Origin of the sequence: Actinomadura sp. NPDC048394, from assembly GCF_040651755.1 — a bacterium.
Lineage (GTDB): Bacteria > Actinomycetota > Actinomycetes > Streptosporangiales > Streptosporangiaceae > Spirillospora > Spirillospora montaniterrae.
In genome coordinates this window covers 24,298-44,843 of the sequence record NZ_JBEZJL010000036.1, presented here as the reverse complement: position 1 = coordinate 44,843, position 20,546 = coordinate 24,298, and the positions used below count along the sequence as shown (strand labels likewise).

Sequence of the window (20,546 nt, the reverse complement as noted above, 5' to 3'; positions counted from 1 at the left end):
TTTTATGGGAACATTCCGCTCATGATCGTGGAACGCCAGGTCGAGCTGCGCTTCGGGCTCGAGAGCCGGGAAGCCGGGACGCACACCAACCTGTCCGCCGTCCGCCAGGACGGCCGCTGCCTGTGGGTGGCAGGCGACGAGACCGCCACCATCGAGCGGCTCACCGCGACGCTCGACGCGGACGGGCTCGTCACCGGCTACGAGGGGCACACGACCGTCGCCCTCGCCGACCTGGTCGACCTGCCCGCCGGCCCCGACGAGGAGGCCGACATCGAGGGCCTGGCGCGCAGCAACGGCTGGCTGTGGGCGATCGGCTCGCACAGCCTCAAGCGCAAGAAGATCAAGCCGGGCCAGTCCGGGTCGAAGGCCCGCAAGCGGCTGGCGTCGGTGGTCCGCGAGGACAACCGCTTCGTGCTGGCCCGCCTCCCCCTGGCCGCCGGCGCGGACGGGCTGCCCGAGGTCGTCCGCGAGGACGGCGACCGCACCGCCGCCGTGCTCGGCCTGCGCGGCGACTCCGTCACCGACCTGCTCGAGGACGACCCGCACCTGGCGCCGTTCCTGTCGATCCCCAGCAAGGACAACGGCATCGACATCGAGGGCATCGCCGCGCACCGCGACCGCCTCTACATCGGGCTGCGCGGGCCGGTCCTGCGCGGCTGGGCCGTCCTGCTGGAGATCCGCCCCGACACCCACCCCGACGACCCGCGCCGGCTGCGGCTGCTGCCGGTCGGCGACGGCAAGGCCCTGTACCGCACGCACTTCCTCGACCTCGGCGGGCTCGGCATCCGCGACCTGTGCCCGCAGGGCGACGACCTGCTGATCCTCACCGGCCCGAGCATGGACCTGGACGGCCCGGTGCGGGTGCACCGCTGGCCGGGGATCGCGGACGTCGACGCGCCCGAGGTCGTCCCCGCCGAGGAGCTGCCCCGCCTCGGCGACGTGCCCTACGGCGACGGCGACGACCACCCCGAGGGCCTCGCCGTCCTGGACGGCCTGCACGGGGAGGGCGCGCGGTTGATGGTCGTGTACGACAGCCCGTCGCCCAAGCGGCTCACCGCGGGCGGCGGCGTGCTGGCCGACGTCGTCCGGCTACCCGAATAAGCGCTCGCTTGCCAGATCTGCTTGGATGGTGCCGCAACCTGCGGGAACCGGAAAGGGCGAGGCTGAGCATGATCGAGTGGTCCGAGGAAGACCTGATGATCCGGGACGCCGTGCGCGGCTGGATCGACGCGGAGGTCCGGCCGAACCTGGACGCCCTGGACTCCGGCGAGCTGCCGCCCTACGACCTGCTCCGGAGCCTGTACAAGACGTTCGGGATGGACGAGATGGCGCGCTCGTCCTTCCAGGCCCGGATCGCCAAGGAGCGCGAGGGCGGCGGCGAGAAGGACGCCGGGAAGAAGGACGGCGACAGCGGCGGCAACGCGGCGATGACGATGCTGCCGGTCATCGAGCTGTGCAAGGTCGCCCCCGGCATGGTCTCGGCGATGGGCGTCGGCCTCGGCCTCGCCGCCGGGACGATCATGAAGCGGGGCACGCCCGACCAGAAGGAGCGCTGGGCGCTGCCGCTGCTCACCATGGAGAAGGTCGGCGCCTGGGCCATCACCGAGCCGAACTCGGGGTCCGACGCGTTCGGCGGCATGCAGGCCACCGCCAAGAAGGCCGGCGACGAGTACGTCATCAACGGCAGCAAGACCTTCATCACCAACGGCCCCTACGCCGACACGATCGTCTTCTACTGCAAGCTCGACGACGGCCGCGACCCCCGCGACCGCGAGATCCTCACCTTCGTGCTCGACCGCGGCATGGAGGGCCTGGAGCAGAGCAAGCCCCTGCGCAAGATGGGCCTGCACTCCTCCCCCACCGGCGAGCTGTTCCTCAACGACGTGCGCGCCGGCGCCGACCGGCTGCTGTCGTCCGGCTCGCAGGGCGGCAAAGAGTCGGCCAAGCAGAACTTCGTCACCGAGCGCGCCGGCGTCGCCGCGATGGCCCTCGGCGTCATCGAGGAATGCCTGAAGCTGTCGGTCGAGTACGCCAAGACCCGCGAGCTGTGGGGGCAGCGGATCGGCGACTTCCAGCTCATCCAGCTCAAGCTCGCCAAGATGGAGGTCGCCCGCCTCAACGTGCAGAACCTGGTGTTCCGGCACGTGGAGATGCAGCGCTCCGGCCGCACCCCGACCCTCGCCGAGGCGTCGGCGATGAAGCTGTACGCCGCGCAGGCCGCCAGCGAGGTCGCGCAGGAGGCGGTGCAGCTGTTCGGCGGCAACGGCTACATGAGCGAGTACCGGGTCGAGCAGCTGGCCCGCGACGCCAAGTCGTTCCAGATCTACGCCGGCACCGACGAGATCCAGGTGACCCACATCGCGCGGGACCTGCTGTCCCGCTGACCCGGCACGGCACCGGAGCTCCCGCCGGCACGCGCCGCGGGAAATCCACGGAACGTTCCCGAACTTCCGGCGGCCCAGGGGCATCGAAAAGGTGGAGGGCGGGTGAGGGCGATCGCCCGCCCTCCACCTGACGGCCTTTCTGGACAGCCGACGACGGGGACTGGATACTCACAGCCATGGACGGTCAGCCCTCCTCTTACCCGGTGCGAGCGTCCGACACCGAGCGGGACCGGGTGCTGCGCGTCCTCAGCGACCGCGTGTCCGAGGGCCGGATGTCGCACGAGACGTTCGAACGCCGCGTCGACCAGGTGCTGCAGGCGCGCAGCCGCGCCGAGCTCGACGACATCGTGCACGACCTGCCGCCGACCAGCCGCGTCGTCGGCCGGCTGACCGGCCTGGTGGCGACCGTCTCGCAGGTGACCGCGCGGATCGAGGCGGCGTGGCGGGGCCCCCGGCTGCCGCGCTTCGTGCTGCCGCCCGCCGGGTCGTCCCGGATCGTGGTCGGCCGCGCGCCCGCCTGCCAGTTCGTGCTGACGGACCTGACGGTCTCCCGCTTCCACGCCGAGCTGTACCAGGCAGACGAGGGCTGGATGGTGTCCGACCTCGGGTCGATGAACGGCACCCGGGTGAACGGCTGGCGCCTCACCGGCCCGGCCCGCGTGCGGCCCGGCGACGAGATCGGGTTCGGCAACGTCGGCTTCATCGTCGCCGCCCCCTGACGCCCCACCCCGCCTTCAGCGCCCCCTAAGCGCCCCTACCGGCGCCGCCCCGAGGCGCCCTTCCGTACCCGCGGCCCGGAACCGGCCGCTCCCAGGGTCTTGACGTGTTCGTTAAGAGTCCTTACTTTCTCCTCCAAGTTAGGAAACCTTCTTAACTCCGCGCCGGACCACAGGGAGCCGCCGTGCCCGCGCCCGTCCCGGGGACCCCGAGCCTGCTGCGCGCCATCAACGACCGCGCCGCGCTGGAGGCGCTGCTCGCCCGCGGCCCGCTGACCCGCCCGCAGATCTCCGACCTCACCGGCATCTCCAAGCCGACCGCCTCGCAGCTGCTCGCCCGGCTCGAGGACGCCGGCCTCGTCGTGCGGGACGGCGTGCGCGAGGGGCTGCCCGGACGCACCGCCGAGCTGTACCGGATCAACGGGGCCGCCGCGCACGTGGCGGGCGCCGACGTCACCCCGGCCCGCATCCGGGTCAGCGTCGCCGACCTGACCGGGACGGTCGTCGGCGAGCACACCCTGCCCACCCCCTCCCGCACCGGCGTGGACGTCGTCGCCCGGATGGCCGAGGCCCTGGACAAGGCCGCCGCGGCGGCCGGCCTCGCCCGCACCGCGCTGCACCGGGCCGTCATCGGCATCCAGGGCGCGATCGACCCCGCCACCGGACGGCTCGGCTACGCCGCGCACATCCCCGGCTGGCACATCCCCGACCTCGCCGGCACCCTCGCGGGCGGCCTCGGCGTCCCGGTCGCCATCGAGAACGACGTCAACCTCGCCGCGCTCGCCGAGCGCGCCGGCGGGCAGGCCGCCGGCGCCCGCGACTTCGTGCTGCTGTGGGTCGCCGACGGCGTCGGCATGGCCGTCGTGCTGGACGGCGCGCTGCACCGCGGCGCGACCGGCGGCGCCGGCGAGATCGGGTACGCGCCCGCCGTCGGCGCCCCGCTGATGCGCGACGTCCGCCGCACCCACACCGGCGGCGTGCACAGCCTGACCGGCGGCGCGGCGGTGCTGAAGCTGATGCGCGAGCACGGGTTCCGCGGCCGGGACGCGGCCACCGCGCTCGGCCGCGCCGCCGCCGAGGTCGGCGAGGCCGGCGAGGCGGGCACCGGCCGGGCGGGCACGCGCACCGCCGCCGACGCCGGGGCCCGCGCCGAACGCGCCCTCACCGAGCTGGCGACCCGGCTCGGCGCCACCCTCGCCACCGTCGTCGCCGTCCTCGACCCGGCCCTGGTCGTGCTCACCGGCGACGTCCTGCGCGCCGGCGGCGAGCCGCTGCGCGCGCGCGTCCAGCAGCACCTGCACAGCCTGACGATCCCGCGCCCCGCGGTGCGGCTCAGCTCCCTGGAGGGCAACCCGGTCCTCGCCGGCGCGCTCCAGCAGGCGCTCCAGGAGACCCGCGACGAGGTGTTCTCCACCACCGTCCCCGACACGCCCCGTTCCTGACACGCGCCCATCCCTGACAGGCGCCCATCCCCCCGCTCCCCCACAGCGGACGGCGGCACCGGCCGTCCCCTCCCCCGAAGGAGAACCGGAGTGCGCACATCGACAACGCGCCGGCTCGCCGCGGCGCTGGCCGCCGCCGGGCTCGGCCTCACGGCCTGCACGGCCGGCGGCAGCGGCGGCCAGTCCGGCGGCCCGAAGGCTGGGGAGAAGCAGACCATCGAGGTCTGGCACGGCTGGAGCGCCCCGCACGAGGTGAAGGCGTTCCAGGACGCCGTCGCGGGCTTCCACAAGCTGCACCCCAACATCACCGTCAAGCTCGTCAAGGACCAGACCGACGACCGCATCACCAACGCGATCCGCGGCGGCAACCCGCCCGACGTGGTGTCGTCGTTCACCACCGACAGCGTCGGGCAGTGGTGCCAGAGCGGCGCGTGGCAGGACTTGTCCGGCGACATCGCCGGCTCCAAGCTCGACCTGAACCAGTTCCCCAAACCCGTGCAGCAGTACACCCAGTACAAGGGCCGCCGGTGCGCGATGCCGCTGCTCGCCGACGCCTACGGGCTCTACTACAACAAGGCGCTGATGAAGGGCGAGCAGCCGCCGCGGACGTTCTCCGAGCTGACCGCGCTGGCCAAGAAGCTCACCGTCCGCAACCCCGACGGGACCATCAAGGTCGCCGGGTTCATGCCGTCCGCGCAGTACTACGAGCACCAGGTGCAGCACCTCGCCACCCAGTTCGGCGCGACGTGGCTCACCCCCGACGGGCACGCGGCCTTCGCCGCCGACCCCGCCGTCAAGGCCTACCTGCAGTGGGACAAGAGCCTCATCGACTGGTACGGCTACGACAACGTCAAGAAGTTCCTCCACTCGATGGGCCAGGAGTTCGAGTCGTCCAACCCGTTCGAGAAGGGCAAGGTCGCCATGGCCGTCGACGGCGAGTGGCGCACCAAGTTCATGCAGGAGGAGGCGCCGAAGGTCGACTACGGGACCGCCCCCGCGCCCGTCCCCGACGGGCAGGACGCCCGCTACGGCAGCGGCTTCGTCACCGGCACCGTCATCGGCATCCCGCGCGGCGCGAAGCACCGCGCCGCCGCATGGGAGTTCATCAGGTACCTGACGACCGACACCGGCGCGCTCGTCACCTTCGCCAACGCGCTCGGGAACGTCCCCACCACGATCGCCTCGCTGTCCTCGCCCGGCCTCACGCTGCCGCCGCAGTTCAAGACGTTCCTGGACGTCTTCAAGAACCCGGCGAGCGCCACGACGCCGCCCACCCCGAACGGCAACGACTACGTCGTGAAGTTCCAGCAGTTCGTCCAGGACCAGTGGGAGCCCGGCAAGGCGGGCGACCTGGACAAGTCGCTGAAGGACCTCGACGGGAAGGTCGACGCGTCGCTGAAGCTGGCCGGGGGCTGACGCCGTGGCCTCCGGCTCGCTGCGCCTGCCGCTGCGGCGCGGCCGGCTCGGGACGGTGTCCCGGGCCGGCCGCCGCCGGCGGCTGAGGGTGCTGGCGTTCCTGTCGCCGTGGCTGGCCGGGTTCGGGCTGTTCTTCGCCTACCCGCTCGCCGCGACCGTCTACTTCTCCTTCACCCGCTACAACCTGTTCACGCTGAAGTACGTCGGGCTGGACAACTACCGGTACCTGCTGCACGACGGCGACGCGTGGACGGCGATGCGCAACACGCTGTGGCTGGTGGCGGTGCTCGTCCCGCTGCGGGTGCTGTTCGGGCTCGGCGTCGCGCAGCTGCTCACCCGGATCAGGCGCGGCGGGAACCTGCTGCGCGCGGTGTTCTACGTCCCGTACCTGATCCCGCCGGTGTCGGCGACCGTGGCGTTCGTGTTCGTGCTGAACCCCGGCACCGGCCCGTTCCCGGTGATCGCCCGGCACCTGGGGTTCTCGCTGCCGGACTTCTTCAACGACGCCGCGTGGGCCAAGCCCGGCCTGTCGCTGCTCGGGCTGTGGGCGGTCGGCGACGTCATGATCATCCTGCTGGCGGCGCTGCTGAACGTGCCGCGCTCGCTGTACGAGGCGGCCGCGATCGACGGCGCCGGCGCCTGGGCGCGGTTCCGGCACATCACGCTGCCGACCGTCTCGCCCGTGCTGGCGTTCGCCGCCGTCACCGGCGTGATCGAGACGCTGCAGTACTTCACGCAGGCGATGGTCGCCGGGAAGGTCGCCGCCGGGCAGGCCGACCTGCCCGGCACCCAGTTCGCGCCCGGCTACCCCGGCGGGTCGACGCTGACGTTCCCGCAGTGGCTCTACGACGAGGGGTTCCGGCAGTTCAACATGGGCTACGCGTGCGTGCTCGCGCTGGTCATGTTCGTCATCGCGATGGCGTTCACGCTCCTGCTGCTGCGGCGGTTCCGCGCGTTCGCCGGAGAGGAGGCGCAGTGACCTCCCTTGCCTACGGCGGGCGCGGCCGCCGCACGCTGATGTGGATCGCCACGCACGCCGCCGCGATCGTCCTGGCGGTGATGTTCCTGGCGCCGCTGGCGTTCATGTTCCTCACCGCCGTCATGAGCGACTCGCAGGCGCTCAGCACCTCGCTGTGGCCGAAGGAATGGCACTTCGAGAACTTCCGCCGCGCCTTCAGCGGCGACATGGTGCGGTGGACGGTCAACAGCACCGTGTACGCGGCGCTGTCGACGGCGCTGATGCTGGTGTCCAGCGTCCCGGTCGCCTACGCGCTGGCCCGCTTCCGGTTCCGCGGCCGCAACCTCGCGCTCGTCGTGGTCATCTCGGCGATGATGCTGCCGCCGCAGGTGACGATGGTGCCGCTGTACATCGTGTGGTCCCGCTTCCACCTCACCGGGACGCTCTGGCCGCTGATCATCCCGCAGGCGTTCGGGGACGCGTTCTCCATCTTCCTGCTGCGCCAGTTCCTGGTGACGATCCCGCGCGAGTACGCCGACGCCGCACGCGTCGACGGCTGCGGTGAACTGCGGACCATGCTGCGGGTCGTGCTACCGATGGCGAAGCCCGCGCTCGCGGCCGTCGCGCTGTTCCAGTTCTTCTACTGCTGGAACGACTACTACGGGCCGCTGGTGTACGCCAAGCCGGAGAACTGGACGCTCGCCATCGGCGTCGCGACGTTCCGCGCCGCACACCACGTCGAGTGGAACCTCACGATGGCGGCGACGCTGCTGACCATCATGCCGGTGCTGGTGGTGTTCTTCCTCGCCCAGCGCGTGTTCATCCAGGGTGTGACGTTGACGGGAGTGAAGGGTTGAAGCTGACGGTCATCGGGGGCGGGTCCACCTACACCCCGGAGCTGGTCGACGGGATCGCCCGCGAGCGCGCCGCGCTTCCGGTGTCGGAGCTGGTCCTCGCCGACCCGGACGCGCGGCGGCTGGAGCTCGTCGGCGGGCTCGCCGCGCGGATGCTCGCCCGCGCCGGGCACCCGGCGAAGGTCGTGACGACCGGGGACCTCGACGAGGCCGTGGACGGCGCCGCCGTCGTACTGGTCCAGCTGCGCGTCGGCGGCCAGGCCGCCCGGCGCGTCGACGAGACGCTGCCGCTGGAGTGCGGCTGCGTCGGGCAGGAGACCACCGGGGCGGGCGGGCTCGCCAAGGCGCTGCGGACCGTCCCGGTCGTGCTGGACATCGCCGAGCGCGTCGCCGCCCGCGCCCCGGACGCGTGGATCATCGACTTCACCAACCCGGTCGGCATCGTCACCCGCGCGCTGCTGGACGCCGGGCACCGCGCCGTCGGCCTGTGCAACGTCGCGATCGGCGTGCAGCGCCGCGCCGCAGCGCTGCTGGACGCGGCGCCCGAGCGGATCGCGCTCGGCCACGCGGGCCTCAACCACCTGACCTGGGTGCGCTCGATCGCGCTGGACGGCCGCGACGTCCTGCCCGAGCTGCTGGAGCGGCACGCCGGGGAGCTCGCCGCCATGAGCGGGTTGCCCGAGCCGTTCGTCCGCAGGCTCGGCGCCGTCCCGTCGTACTACCTGCGCTACTTCTACGAGCACGACCGCGTCGTGCGCGAGCAGCGCGGCGCGCCGACGCGCGCGGAGGAGGTCGCCGCGCTGGAGCGCGACCTGCTCGCCATGTACGCCGACCCGGCGCTGGACACCAAGCCCGCGCGGCTGGAGGAGCGCGGCGGCGCCTACTACTCCGAGGCCGCCGTGCAGCTCGCCGTGTCGCTGCTCACCGGCCGCGGCGACGTGCAGGTCGTCAACGTCCGCAACAACGGCGCGCTCCCGTTCCTGGACGACCGCGCGGTGGTCGAGGTGCCCGCGCGGATCACCTCGTCCGGGCCGGTGCCGCTGCCCGTCCCGCCGCTCGAGCCGCTGTTCTCCGGGCTGGTCGCGCACGTGTCCGGCTACGAGGAGCTCGCGCTGGACGCGGCGCTGCGCGGCGGTGTGGACCGGGTCGCGGACGCGCTGCTGGCCCACCCGCTCGTCGGGCAGCTCGAGTTCGCCGACCGGCTCGCCCGCGACCTGGTCGCCGCGAACCGCGCCCACCTGCCGTGGGCCGCCTGATGGCGGCAGTGCCGGCGCGCCGCCGGCGCGGGGTGCTGGTCGCCGTCGACGGCGGCAACAGCAAGATCGACGCGGCCGTCGCCGGGACGGACGGGGAGCTGCTCGCGACCGCGCGCGGCGCGGGGTTCCGGCCGCAGGCCGCCGGGCTCGACGGCGCCGTGGACGCGCTCGCCGCCGTCATCGGCGCCGCGCTCGCCGAGGCGGGCGTCCCGCCCGGCGACGTCGTGCACCTGGCCGCGTACATGGCCAACGTCGACCTGCCGGGCGAGGAGGAGCGCCTCGAGGGGCTGCTGCTGGCCCGGGGGATCGCGCCGACCGCAGTCGTCGGCAACGACACGTTCGCGCTGCTGCGCAGCGCGGTCAGCGAGGGCTGGGGCGTCGCGGTCGTCTGCGGCGCCGGCATCAACTGCGCCGGCGTCGCGCCCGACGGCCGCACCGCCCGCTTCCCCTCGCTCGGCGAGCACACCGGCGACTGGGGCGGCGGCGGGGCGCTCGGCCGCGCCGCGCTCTGGCACGCCGTCCGCGGCGAGGACGGCCGCGGCCCGCGCACCGCGCTGACCGGCGCGGTCGCCGAGCACTTCGGCGTGGACCGTGCCATCGACGTCGGGCTCGGCGTCCACCTCGGCGAGTTCGACGAGGGCCGCCTCACCGGCCTCGCCCCGGTGCTGATCGGCACCGCCGAGGCGGGCGACGCGGTGGCGCGCGGGGTCGTGCTGCGGCTGGCCGAGGAGATCGCCCTTCTCGGCTCGGTCGCGCTGCGCCGCCTCGGCCTGCTGGACTCCCCCGCCGACGTGGTGCTCGGCGGGGGCGTGCTCGCCGCCCGCCGGCCGCTGCTGATGGACGCGGTCGCCGAGCGCTACGCCGAACTCGCGCCGCACGCCCGGCTGATCGTCCCGGACGATCCGCCGCTGCTCGGCGCCGCGCTGCTCGGCCTGGACCACCTCGCCGCCCCGCCCGCCGCGCACGCGGCGCTGCGGGAGGCGTTCCGGCGGCCGCGAGTCCGGTAGATTCGGCGCTTTGACCAAGCCGCGCCCGGGCCCCGCCCTTGACGCTGTAAGGTGCGGCCCGACGAGGAGGAGGAGCGCCGTGCAGATCGGGTTCGCAGTACCGGTGACGGGGGCGTGGTCCACCCCGGCCAACCAGGTGCTGATCGCGCAGCGGGCCGAGGAGCTCGGCTACCACTCCCTGTGGACGCTCCAGCGCGTCGTCAACCCGGCCGGCTCGGCCGACCACACCTACCGCAACGTGCCCGACCCGCTGGTCACGCTCGCGTACCTCGCGGGCTACACCAGCCAGGTGCGGCTGGGCGTCGCCGTGGCGAACATGCCGTTCTACTCCCCCGCCATGCTCGCCAAGCAGGCGATCACCCTCGACCACGTCACCGGCGGGCGGCTCGACCTCGGGCTCGGCAACGGCTGGATGCCCGAGGAGTTCGCCGCGGTCGGCGCGTCGATGGAGCGGCGCGGCGCCCGCGCCGAGGAGTTCCTCGCCGCGCTGCGCGCGATGTGGACGGGCGAGCCCGGCGAGGTCAGCGAGTTCCACGGCGAGTTCTACGACGTCCCGCCCGTCACCATGGACCCGCGGCCGCTGCAGCAGCCGGAGCCGCCGATCCTGCTCGGCGGGGCGTCCGAGGGCGCGCTGCGCCGCGCCGGGCGGCTCGCGGCCGGCTGGGTCAGCTCCAGCCGCGCCGACCTCGCCGCGATCGGCCGCTCGATCGAGATCGTCCGGGACGCGGCGGCCAAGGCCGGCCGGGACGCCGCGGCGCTGCGGTTCGTCTGCCGGGGCGCGGTGCGGGTGCGCACCGAGGAGGCCGCGCCGCCCGAGGACGAGCGGCGCCCCCTCACCGGCACCTACGAGCAGATCATCGCCGACTTCGCCGCGCTGGAGGAGCAGGGCGTGACCGAGCTGTTCGTCGACCTGAACTTCGACCCGGAGCTGACCGGCCCGGACGCCGACCCGTGGGACTCGATGTACCTGGCCCGCGAGGCGCTGGAGGCCTTCGCCCCGCGCTCGTGAGCGCGCGCCGCCGCCGTCGGGGGCGGCCGCCCGCGCGCGTCCTCACAGCGCCGGGCGGCGCCCCTCCCACGGGGTGCTGAGCACGACGGTGGTCCGGGTGGCGACGTTCGCCGCGGCCCGGATCTGCTGCAGCAGCTCCTCCAGTTCGTTGGGGGACGCCACGCGGACCTTCAGGATGTAGCTCTCGTCGCCCGCCACCGAGTGGCAGGCCTCGATCGCCTCCAGGTGCGCCAGCCGGTCGGGGGCGTCGTCGGGCGCCGCCGGGTCGATCGGCTTGATCGACACGAACGCGGTGAGGGGCAGCCCGATCTGCTCGTTGTCGAGCTGGGCGGTGAAGCCCCGGATGACGCCGCGCTTCTGCAGCCGCCGCACCCGCTGGTGCACCGCCGACACCGACAGGCCCGTCCGCTTGGCCAGATCGGTGAAACTCATCCGCCCGTCGTCGGCCAGCAGCGCCATGATCTGACGATCGATCTCCTCCACGCGGGAAATCTAGCGTGCCGCGGCCGGTGGACGTGACCCCGGCAGATCACAGATCAGCTCTAATCGCCCGTTCCCCGGAGGGAGCGGGCCCAGCCGGGCCCGGGGTCAGCGCCGGGAGCCGCGCAGCGCGCCGCAGCTCCCCCGCACCACCAGCTCTGTCGGCAGCAGCAGCGGGCGGCCCCGGCCACGCCGGGCCTGGTCGCGCAGCAGCAGCTCGCACGCCCGGTGGCCGATGTCGCGGCCCGGCCGCGCCACCGCCGTCAGCGGCGGGTCGCACAGCTCCGCCCACGCCACGTCGTCCACCATCGCGATCGACACGTCGGCGGGGACGCGCAGGTCGAGCTCGCGGGCGACCAGCACGGCGGCCTCGCCCAGCAGGTGCCCGGCGGCCAGCACCGCGGTGACGTCCGCGCGGCGCTGCAGCAGGCCCGCCGCGGCGGCGTACGCGGCGTCCCGCGCGGGCCGGGCCGCGACGACCAGGTCCTCCTCCACCGGGACGCCGAGCCGGGCCAGCGCGTCGCGGAACGCGCGCTCGCGCACGCCGGGCCGCTCGCCGGGCGCGGCGCCGCCGAGGAAGGCGATCCGCCGGTGCCCGAGCCCGGCGAGGTACTCCACCAGGGACCGGACGCCGCCGGCGTCGTCGGCGAGCACGGCGGGGATCTCGGGCAGCCCGGGCAGCACCCGGTCGGCGAACACCACGCTGGAGCAGACCCGGACGGCGGCGCGCCAGTCGGCCGCGTCCCCGGCGGGCAGCGCGATGATCCCGTCCACCCGCTGCTCGACGAGCCGGTCGACGATCTCGGCCTCCCGCTCGGGGTCGCCGTCCGACGCCTCCACGATCACGTGCCCGCCGAGCGTGCGGGCGCTGGCCAGCACGCCGGCGAGCAGCTCGGCGTGGAACGGGTCGGTGACGCCGGGCAGGACGAGCCCGATGCCGCCGCTGCGGCGCAGCTTGAGGCCGCGGCCGAGGGCGCTCGGACGGTAGTCGAGCTCGGCGGCGGCGGCGAGCACTCGCTCGCGGGTGGCCGCGCTGACCGAGCCGCCGGAGAACACCCGGGAGACCGTGGCGATGCCGACGCCCGCCGCGGCCGCCACGTCCTTGATCGTCGCCGACCGTCCGTCCCCCACCGGCTGACCGCCCCTCCATATCCGCAGATCTCGGATCTTATCCTGATCAACTCTCCCATGGAAACGATTCCATGATGTTTACTCCAGCCATTGAGCGAAAGCCCTGCTGGACAGGGGTGGACGGGAAACGTTTCCAAGAGGGGGCGGGATGGCCGAGATCAAGCTGGACCGGGTGGACAAGATCTACTCGGGCGGGGTCAAGGCGGTGGACGGCCTGGACCTGACGATCGAGGACGGCGAGTTCATGGTGCTGGTCGGTCCGTCCGGCTGCGGCAAGTCGACCGCGCTGCGGATGATCGCCGGCCTGGAGGAGATCAGCGGCGGCAAGATCTCCATCGGCGGCCAGGTGGTGAACGACCTGGCGCCCAAGGACCGCGACATCGCGATGGTGTTCCAGAACTACGCGCTCTACCCGCACATGACCGTCGAGCAGAACCTGGCGTTCGGCCTGAAGCTGCGCGGCACGCCGAAGTCGGAGATCAAGCAGAAGGTGCGCGAGGCCGCGAAGATGCTCGGCCTCGAGCAGTTCCTGTCCCGCAAGCCCGCCGCCCTGTCCGGCGGCCAGCGCCAGCGGGTCGCGATGGGCCGCGCGATCGTCCGCGAGCCGCAGGCGTTCCTGATGGACGAGCCGCTGTCCAACCTGGACGCCAAGCTCCGCGTGTCCATGCGGGCCTCGCTCAGCCAGCTGCACGAGCGGCTCGGCGTCACCACCGTGTACGTCACCCACGACCAGATCGAGGCGATGACCCTCGGCTCGCGGGTGTGCGTGCTGCGCGAGGGCAAGCTGCAGCAGGTCGACACCCCGCAGCGGCTGTTCGACAACCCGGTCAACATGTTCGTCGCCGGGTTCATCGGCTCGCCCGCGATGAACTTCGTCACCGCGCAGCTCGGCGGCGGCGACGGCGGCGCGCAGGTCTCGTTCGCCGGCTTCACGCTGCCGGTGCCGGACGCGATCCTCAACGACCGGCCCGCGCTGCGCGACTACATCGGCCGCGAGGTCATCCTCGGCGTCCGGCCGTCGGACTTCGAGGACGCCGCGCACGCCAACCCCGACTGGGCGCCGATGTCGGTGAAGAGCAGCGTCACCGAGGAGCTCGGCAGCGAGATCAACGTCATCTTCACCATCGACGCCCCGCCCGTCGAGCACAAGGACACCGCCGACCTCGCCGAGGACGCCGCCGAGGGCGACGCCGACATGGCGATCCCGCTGGTGGACAACAAGGCGCTGTGGACCGCCCGCGTCAACTCCCGGTCGCACGTGCGGCCCGGGCAGGACATCGACCTGGCCGTGGACACCAAGCGGCTGCACTTCTTCGACCCGGCCAGCGGCCTCGCGATCGGGCACCCGGGTGCCGCGGCCGCCGCCGCGCCCGACCTGAAGAAGGCCGCCGGCTGACCCGGCCCCTTCGCTGACGACGCGAGAAGGCCCGTGCGGGATCGTCCCGCACGGGCCTTCTCGTATCTCCGCTTTGCGGCGGCGGTGCGTCCGCTACTTGACCGAGCCGGCGAGGACGCCCTGCACGAAGTAGCGCTGGAAGGCGAAGAACACGACCAGCGGCACCAGCAGCGACAGGAACGCGCCGGGCGCGAGGATGTCGATGTTGCCGGTGAACTGCCGCATCTGCGACTGCAGCCACTTGGTCATCGGCTGCGCGCCGGTGTTGGCGAACACCAGCGCGACCAGCAGGTCGTTCCACACCCACAGGAACTGGAAGATGCCGAGCGACGCGATCGCCGGGCCGCCCAGCGGGAAGATCACCCGCCGGAAGATCGTCCACTCCGAGCCGCCGTCCATCCGGGCGGCCTCCAGCAGGTCCCGGGGGATCGCGGCGAAGAAGTTGCGCAGCAGGAAGATCGCGAACGGCAGGCCGAACGCGACGTGGAACAGCACCACGCCGGTGATCGAGCCGTACATCTTGAACCCGCCGACGTCGATGTTCCCGTACAGCTTCGCGACCGGCAGCAGCGCGACCTGCACCGGCACCACCAGCAGCGCGACGACGATCAGGAACAGCCAGTCGCGGCCGGGGAACTCCAGCCACGCGAACGCGTACGCCGCCAGCGAGGCGATCGCGACGACCAGCACCGTCGCCGGCACCGTGATCAGCACGGTGTTCCAGAACGAGTCGACGAAGTCGGGCTTGTCCAGCAGCGAGCTGTAGGCGCTGGTCGTGATCTGGGACGGGTGGGAGAACACCTTCCACCAGCCGCCGGCGTTGTTGTCCTCGGTGGAGCGCAGCGACTCCACGAACAGGCCGAACGTCGGCACCAGCCAGAACAGCGCGACCAGCACCAGCAGCACCTGCGCGACGGTGCCGCCGGCCCGGCCCACCAGGCGCGACGCCAGGCTCCGGCGCGGCGCGCCCGCCGCGCCGTTGGCGGGGCCGCTCTTGTCCGGCGCGGCGGCGGTCCCGGCGCCCGTGCCGCCGTCGCCGCCCGGCGCGCCGTCCGGGGTGACGTCAGTGCCGTCCGCGGTGCTCATTTCCGCTCCTGCCGCAGTCGCCGGATGTTGAACAGCATGGCGGGCAGCACCAGCAGGAACAGCAGCACCGCGATCGCGCTGCCCGCCCCGGGGTCGTTGCCGCCGCCGAACGACTTGGTCCACATCTCCAGCGCCAGCACGTTGGCGTTCGGATCGCCGCCGCCGATGATGAACACCAGGTCGAAGACCTTCAGCACGTTGATGACGAGCGTGACCAGCACGACCATCAGCACCGGCGCGAGCAGCGGGATCGTCACCCGCCGGAACACCTGCCACTCGGTCGCGCCGTCCACCCGGGCCGCCTCCAGCGCGTCGCGCGGGATCGCGGCCAGGCCCGCGGCGATCAGCACCATCGCGAACCCGGACCACACCCACAGGTACGACCCGATGATCGCGGGCGTGATGAGGGTGCTGCCGAGCCATTCGGCGCCGCCGTAGGAGGCGGTGAAGTTGCTCTTCGGCAGCCGCACCGTGACGGCGCCCGACACCTTCTTCAGCGTGAACGTGCCGTCCTTGCCGGTGGTCGCCGTCGCGACGACCTTCCCGCCGCGCACCGCCTCCACCTTGACGCCCGGCAGCCCGGACTCGCCGGCGTTCGGCTTGTTCAGCTCGCCGCCGCCGCCCTTGGTGAAGTCGAACCAGACGGTCCCGGTGACCTGCCCGGCCTTGGCCGCCGGTGGCTGCGCGGCGGGCTTCGCGTCCTTCGGCAGGTACTCGGGCTTGACCTTGACGAGGGGCAGCAGCGCGGTCTGCCCCGCCGATACCGGGCTGGACCCGAGCACCGCGCCACCCTGCTCGTGGACGAGCTGGTCGCCGCCGGTGCGCGGGCCCGCGCCCGGGTAGGTCGTGCCCGACTTGAAGGTGTCGTGGATCGCGACCAGCGCCGCGTTCGCCACGCCCTGGTCGGGGTCCTGCTGGTAGACCAGCCGGAAGATGACGCCGGAGGCGAGGAACGAGATCGCCATCGGCATGAACACCACGAGCTTGAACGCCGTCGCCCACCTGATCCGCTCGGTGAGGACGGCGAAGAACAGCCCGATGATCGTGACGAGCGTGGGCGCCACCACCACCCACACCACGGTGTTGCGCACCGCGACGAGGTCGTCGTGCCCCTGGAACACCCCGGTGTAGTTGTCGAAGCCGACGAACGAGCCGCCCGAGGCGTCGAAGAAGCTGCGGATCACCGAGTAGACGATCGGGTACACGACCAGGAAGCCGAGCAGCAGCAGCGCGGGCAGCAGGAACAGCAGCGCCAGCCAGGACGGCGGGGTCAGCCGCTCTCGCGCGCCGCGCCCGCGGCGCGGCGCGGCCGGGCCGGTGACGGCGGCGGCGCCGCCGGCCGTGGCGGCCGGCGGCACCCCCTCATTCGAAGGCTTCATCCGGGGTCGTCCGCTCCCCTACTTGAACGCCTTGGCGGCCGCGGCCTCCAGCTTGGCCTGCGTCCCCTTGACGTCGGTCGGCTTGCTCACGAACTGGCGCAGCGCCTCCCACTCGCCGGCGCCCGGCGTCGCGCCGAACGCGGCGGGCGCGAGGTCCGACATGTCGTAGCGGGCGGCGTCGCCGGCCTGCTGCATCTGCTGGATCAGCTGCTTGGCGATCGGGTCGGAGTAGGCGTCCGGCGGGACGGACTTGTTCGGCGTCAGGTAGCCGCCGAGCCCGGCCCAGACCTTCCCGGCCTCCGGGGAGGCGAGGAACTTCATCAGCGCCTGCGCGCCCTTGCCGTCCTTCATCGCGACCGCGACGTCGCCGCCGAGGATCGCCGGGGCGGTGTCGCCGGCCTTCGGGAACGCGAACACCTTCGCGTCGGTGCCGACCTTGGCCTTCGTCGTGGCGATGTTGGCCGCGGCGAAGTCGCCGCCGTAGGCCATCGCGGCCTTGTTCTGGCCGAACACCTGCGTGATCGACTCGTCGAACTTGGTCTTGGTCGCGGTGGCGACGCCGCCGTTGAGGAACTGCGGCTTGCCCCAGATCTCGGCGAGCGTCTGCAGCGCCTTGGCGACCGTCGGGTCGGTCCACTTGATCTCGTGCTTGGCCAGCTTGTCGTAGTTGTCCGGGCCGGCCTGCGAGAGGTAGACGTTCTCGAACCAGTCCGTCAGCGTCCACGAGTCCTGCGGGCCGGCGGCCAGCGTGAACGGGGTGGTCCCCGAGTCCTGCAGCGTGCCGGCGTCCTTCACCAGGTCCGCCCACGCCGCCGGGGGCTGCACGCCCGCGTCGGAGAACGCCTGCGGCCGGTACCAGATGATCGACTTGTAGGCCGCCTTGGCGATCACGCCGTAGGTCTTGCCCTGGTAGGAGCCGAGGTCCTTCCAGTACGGCGAGAAGTTCTGCGTCACCTCCGCCTCGGCGTCGCTCGCCAGCGGCTTCAGCTGGCCCTTCGCGGCGTACTGCTGCATCAGGCCCGGCTGCGGCAGGATCGCCACGTCCGGCGGGTTGTGCGCGGCCAGCTTCGGCCCGAGGTAGGCGTCGGTGTTCTCACCGGTCGAGGCGTACTGGACGGTCGCGCCCGTCTGCTTCTCGAACGCCTGCAGGACCTTGCGGAAGTTGGTCTCCTCCGTCCCGGTCCACTTGGCGGCCACCGAGACGGTGACGCCCTTGAGCTCCGTCCCCCCGGCCGAGGTCTTCGAGCCGCCGCCCTTGTCGTCGTCGCCACCGCCGCACGCGGCCGCGGCCGACACCAGCAGTCCCGCCGCGACGGCGGCGCCCACCGTCCGGCGGCCCATCCCTCTGCTGACCCTCATCCCTCATCCTTCCTGGGCGAACCGGCCGCGTCCGATCCCCAGATCGACGCGCCGGACTCGATATCGAAGAAGTGCAGGCGACCGGTGTCGACGCGGATCGTCACCGGGTCGCCGACCTTCACGCGGGTGCGGGGGCTGAACCGCGCGACCAGGTCCGTGCGGGGCCGCTCCATGTGCCCCAGCACGTCGGTCCCCGCGTCGCGGGCGAGCTCCTTGGTGTCCTCGGTGACGACCTGGGCGGCCTCGACCGCGAAATGGACCAGCACGTCCGAGCCCATCGCCTCCACGAGGTCGGCGGTGGAGGACAGCCCGGACCCCTCGGGCGCCTCCACCAGCTCGGAGTCCTCCATATCCTCGGGGCGGATGCCGACGACGACGTCGCGCCCGAGGTAGGACGCGAGGCCGGGGCGCTCGTGCAGCACCGCGGCCGGAAGCGCCAGGGTCTGGCCGCCGATCTCCAGGCGCGGGTTCGCCGCGTCCCCGGACAGCGTGCCGTGCAGCAGGTTCATGGCGGGTGAGCCGATGAAGCCGGCGACGAACAGGTTCGCCGGCCGGTCGTACAGCTCCTGCGGCGGTGCCACCTGCTGGAGCTCGCCCTTCTTCATCACCGCGACCCGGTCGCCGAGCGTCATCGCCTCGGTCTGGTCGTGCGTGACGTAGATCGTGGTGACGCCGAGGTCGCGCTGGATGCGGGCGATCTCGGCGCGCATCTGGACGCGCAGCTTGGCGTCGAGGTTGGACAGCGGCTCGTCCATCAGGAACGCCTGCGGCTCGCGGACGATCGCGCGGCCCATCGCGACCCGCTGGCGCTGGCCGCCGGACAGGTTGCGCGGCTTGCGGTCCAGGTGGTCGGTCAGGCCGAGGATCTCCGCGGCGTGGTCGACCTTCTCCCGGATCTCCTTCTTCGGCAGCTTGCGCAGCGACAGCCCGAACCCGATGTTGTCGCGCACCGACAGGTGCGGGTAGAGCGCGTAGCTCTGGAAGACCATGGCGACGTCGCGGTCGCGGGCGGGGACCCGGTTGACGGCGCGGCCGCCGATCGTGACGGTGCCCTCGGAGATGTCCTCCAGGCCGGCGACCATGCGCAGCGCGGTCGTCTTGCCGCACCCCGACGGCCCGACGAGCACCAGGAACTCGCCGTCGGCGATGCTGAGGTTCAGGTCGGTCACGGCCCGCGTCCCGTCGGGATAGACCTTCCCGACGCTGGTCAGGTCGACCTCTGCCACGGCGTCTCCTCTGCTTGACAAGCGCTACCCCGGCGTAACTTGAAACAAGGTGGTACAGGGCGGGGCGGCCGGACCGCAATACGCGCGGCACCGCCTGACGCATTTGGTGCAGAGATCGTTACCGACCCGTTTCCGGGTCATTTTCCGCCAACCGAAAACAAGCCGAAGGCGCGGACGAAAAACGCCCGCGCCTTCGCGCCCTCATCTCCCGGACGGCCCCGGGGGCCGGTGGTTCAGCCGACGACCACCAATCCCCGCTCGGTCACGTTCATGGCCTCGTAGCCGTCCTCGGTGCACACGACGATGTCCTCGATCCGCGCGCCGTGCGGGCCCGGGTAGATGCCCGGCTCGATCGAGAACGCCATTCCCGGCTCCAGCGGCTCGCGGTTGCCCGCCACGATGTAGGGGTCCTCGTGCGACTCCAGGCCGATGCCGTGCCCGGTGCGGTGGAAGAAGTGCTCGCCGTGCCCCGCCGCCGCGATGACGTCGCGGGCCGCCGCGTCCACCGCCTCCGGCGTCACGCCCGGCCGGACCGCCTCCCGCGACAGCCGCTGCGCCTCCTCCAGCACCGCGAAGTACGCGGCGTAGTCGGCGGGCGGCTCGCCCACGCAGTAGTTGCGGGTGGAGTCCGAGCAGTAGCCGCTCGGCATCGTCCCGCCGATGTCGACGACCACCGGCTCACCGGCCCGGATCACCCGGTCCGACAGCTCGGCGTGCGGGTTCGCGCCGTTCGGGCCCGACCCGACGATGACGAAGTCGACGGCCTCGTGGCCCTCCGCGATGATCGCGTCGGCGATGTCCCGGCCGACCTCCCGCTCCGTCCGGCCCGCGCGCAGGAACTCCGGGACGCGCCGGTGCACCCGGTCGATCGCCGCGCCGGCCTCGCGCAGCGCCGCGACCTCGGCGGCGCTCTTGCGCATCCGCAGCTCCCGCAGCACCCCGCCCGCCGCGACCTGCTCGGCGCCCGGCATCGCGGCGCGGAACCGCAGCGCCATCACCGCCCACATCCGGTCCGCCACGCCCACCGACGCCAGGCCGCCCGGCAGGCGGCGCGCGACCAGCGCGTACGGGTCGTCGGTCTCGTCCCATGGCACCAGCTCCACGCCGAGCGAGCCCGCGGGCGACTCCTGCGCCGCCGGCAGCTCCAGCCGCGGCACGACCAGGAACGCCTCGCCGTCCGCCGGCACCACCAGGCAGGTGAGCCGCTCGAGCTGCTTGGCGTCGTAGCCGGTGACGTAGCGCAGGTCCGGGCCGGGCGTCAGCAGGACCGCGCCGAGGCCCGCCTTCGCGGTCGCCTCGCGCACCCGCCCCAGCCGCTCGCGCGGATACAACTCCGTTGTCACATCCGTCTCCATACCGGTCGCGGTGCCGGGCCGCCCCGCCGCCGGGCGTGGGCCGCGCCGCGGATCACCGCTTCCTCCTCCCCTGTGACCTGCTCCTGTTACAT

The 20,546-nt window shown here is 72.9% G+C and carries 18 protein-coding genes; 11 read left to right on the top strand and 7 right to left on the bottom strand.

Going from position 1 to position 20,546, the window contains the following annotated elements:
- Nucleotides 1-21 precede the first annotated feature (21 nt).
- The 10 genes from AB0C78_RS25975 (at nucleotide 22) to AB0C78_RS25930 (ending at nucleotide 11,042) form a co-directional block, all read left to right on the top strand.
- Nucleotides 22-1,101 (top strand): DUF3616 domain-containing protein, encoded by a 1,080-nt coding sequence (locus tag AB0C78_RS25975; RefSeq protein WP_360752354.1) that lies wholly within the window; start codon nucleotides 22-24, stop codon nucleotides 1,099-1,101.
- Between the two features lie 68 nt (nucleotides 1,102-1,169).
- Nucleotides 1,170-2,384: an acyl-CoA dehydrogenase family protein gene (locus AB0C78_RS25970; protein WP_360752351.1), complete on the top strand. Its 1,215-nt coding sequence runs from the start codon at nucleotides 1,170-1,172 to the stop codon at nucleotides 2,382-2,384.
- Between the two features lie 176 nt (nucleotides 2,385-2,560).
- Nucleotides 2,561-3,103 carry a DUF1707 and FHA domain-containing protein gene (locus AB0C78_RS25965; RefSeq protein ID WP_360752348.1) on the top strand — a complete coding sequence of 181 codons (543 nt, stop codon included), beginning with the start codon at nucleotides 2,561-2,563 and terminating at the stop codon, nucleotides 3,101-3,103.
- A 182-nt stretch (nucleotides 3,104-3,285) separates the two neighbouring features.
- The gene (locus AB0C78_RS25960) at nucleotides 3,286-4,542 is read left to right on the top strand and encodes an ROK family transcriptional regulator (protein WP_360752347.1); all 1,257 of its coding nucleotides are present in this window, start codon (nucleotides 3,286-3,288) and stop codon (nucleotides 4,540-4,542) included.
- 90 nt (nucleotides 4,543-4,632) lie between these two features.
- A complete protein-coding gene (locus AB0C78_RS25955) occupies nucleotides 4,633-5,958 on the top strand; it encodes an ABC transporter substrate-binding protein (RefSeq protein ID WP_360752344.1) in 1,326 nt (441 codons plus the stop codon).
- A gap of 4 nt (nucleotides 5,959-5,962) precedes the next feature.
- Nucleotides 5,963-6,937, top strand: coding sequence for a sugar ABC transporter permease (locus tag AB0C78_RS25950; RefSeq protein WP_360752341.1), 975 nt, complete (start codon nucleotides 5,963-5,965; stop codon nucleotides 6,935-6,937).
- Nucleotides 6,934-7,773, top strand: a complete 840-nt coding sequence (locus AB0C78_RS25945) for a carbohydrate ABC transporter permease (protein WP_360752339.1) — start codon at nucleotides 6,934-6,936, stop codon at nucleotides 7,771-7,773. Before AB0C78_RS25950 ends, AB0C78_RS25945 begins: the two co-directional genes overlap by 4 nt.
- A complete protein-coding gene (locus tag AB0C78_RS25940; RefSeq protein ID WP_360752336.1) occupies nucleotides 7,770-9,026 on the top strand; it encodes a 6-phospho-beta-glucosidase in 1,257 nt (418 codons plus the stop codon). Before AB0C78_RS25945 ends, AB0C78_RS25940 begins: the two co-directional genes overlap by 4 nt.
- On the top strand, nucleotides 9,026-10,033 hold the full coding sequence (locus AB0C78_RS25935) for a BadF/BadG/BcrA/BcrD ATPase family protein (protein WP_360752334.1): 1,008 nt from the start codon (nucleotides 9,026-9,028) through the stop codon (nucleotides 10,031-10,033). The genes AB0C78_RS25940 and AB0C78_RS25935 overlap by 1 nt, the downstream gene beginning before the upstream one ends.
- A gap of 79 nt (nucleotides 10,034-10,112) precedes the next feature.
- A complete protein-coding gene (locus tag AB0C78_RS25930) occupies nucleotides 10,113-11,042 on the top strand; it encodes a TIGR03619 family F420-dependent LLM class oxidoreductase (RefSeq protein WP_360752332.1) in 930 nt (309 codons plus the stop codon).
- Nucleotides 11,043-11,084: 42 nt separating this feature from the next.
- Here AB0C78_RS25930 and AB0C78_RS25925 read toward each other — a convergent pair whose 3' ends face one another.
- Complete coding sequence (locus tag AB0C78_RS25925) at nucleotides 11,085-11,525, bottom strand: Lrp/AsnC family transcriptional regulator (RefSeq protein ID WP_151545321.1); 441 nt, start codon at nucleotides 11,523-11,525, stop codon at nucleotides 11,085-11,087.
- 105 nt (nucleotides 11,526-11,630) lie between these two features.
- Nucleotides 11,631-12,653 carry a LacI family DNA-binding transcriptional regulator gene (locus AB0C78_RS25920; RefSeq protein WP_360752329.1) on the bottom strand — a complete coding sequence of 341 codons (1,023 nt, stop codon included), beginning with the start codon at nucleotides 12,651-12,653 and terminating at the stop codon, nucleotides 11,631-11,633.
- Nucleotides 12,654-12,801: 148 nt separating this feature from the next.
- Here AB0C78_RS25920 and ugpC (AB0C78_RS25915) point away from each other — a divergent pair, with 148 nt between their 5' ends.
- Nucleotides 12,802-14,049, top strand: coding sequence for a sn-glycerol-3-phosphate ABC transporter ATP-binding protein UgpC (gene ugpC / locus AB0C78_RS25915; protein ID WP_360752327.1), 1,248 nt, complete (start codon nucleotides 12,802-12,804; stop codon nucleotides 14,047-14,049).
- Nucleotides 14,050-14,142: 93 nt separating this feature from the next.
- Here ugpC (AB0C78_RS25915) and AB0C78_RS25910 read toward each other — a convergent pair whose 3' ends face one another.
- The 5 genes from AB0C78_RS25910 to AB0C78_RS25890 form a co-directional block, all read right to left on the bottom strand.
- The gene (locus AB0C78_RS25910) at nucleotides 14,143-15,135 is read right to left on the bottom strand and encodes a carbohydrate ABC transporter permease (protein ID WP_360752324.1); all 993 of its coding nucleotides are present in this window, start codon (nucleotides 15,133-15,135) and stop codon (nucleotides 14,143-14,145) included.
- On the bottom strand, nucleotides 15,132-16,514 hold the full coding sequence (locus tag AB0C78_RS25905) for an ABC transporter permease subunit (RefSeq protein WP_360752321.1): 1,383 nt from the start codon (nucleotides 16,512-16,514) through the stop codon (nucleotides 15,132-15,134). The genes AB0C78_RS25910 and AB0C78_RS25905 overlap by 4 nt, the downstream gene beginning before the upstream one ends.
- Nucleotides 16,515-16,532: 18 nt before the next feature.
- A complete protein-coding gene (locus tag AB0C78_RS25900; protein WP_360752318.1) occupies nucleotides 16,533-17,873 on the bottom strand; it encodes an extracellular solute-binding protein in 1,341 nt (446 codons plus the stop codon).
- A complete protein-coding gene (ugpC, locus tag AB0C78_RS25895) occupies nucleotides 17,870-19,099 on the bottom strand; it encodes a sn-glycerol-3-phosphate ABC transporter ATP-binding protein UgpC (RefSeq protein ID WP_360752314.1) in 1,230 nt (409 codons plus the stop codon). The genes AB0C78_RS25900 and ugpC (AB0C78_RS25895) overlap by 4 nt, the downstream gene beginning before the upstream one ends.
- 233 nt (nucleotides 19,100-19,332) lie before the next feature.
- The gene (locus AB0C78_RS25890; RefSeq protein ID WP_360752312.1) at nucleotides 19,333-20,442 is read right to left on the bottom strand and encodes a Xaa-Pro peptidase family protein; all 1,110 of its coding nucleotides are present in this window, start codon (nucleotides 20,440-20,442) and stop codon (nucleotides 19,333-19,335) included.
- Nucleotides 20,443-20,546: the final 104 nt, after the last annotated feature.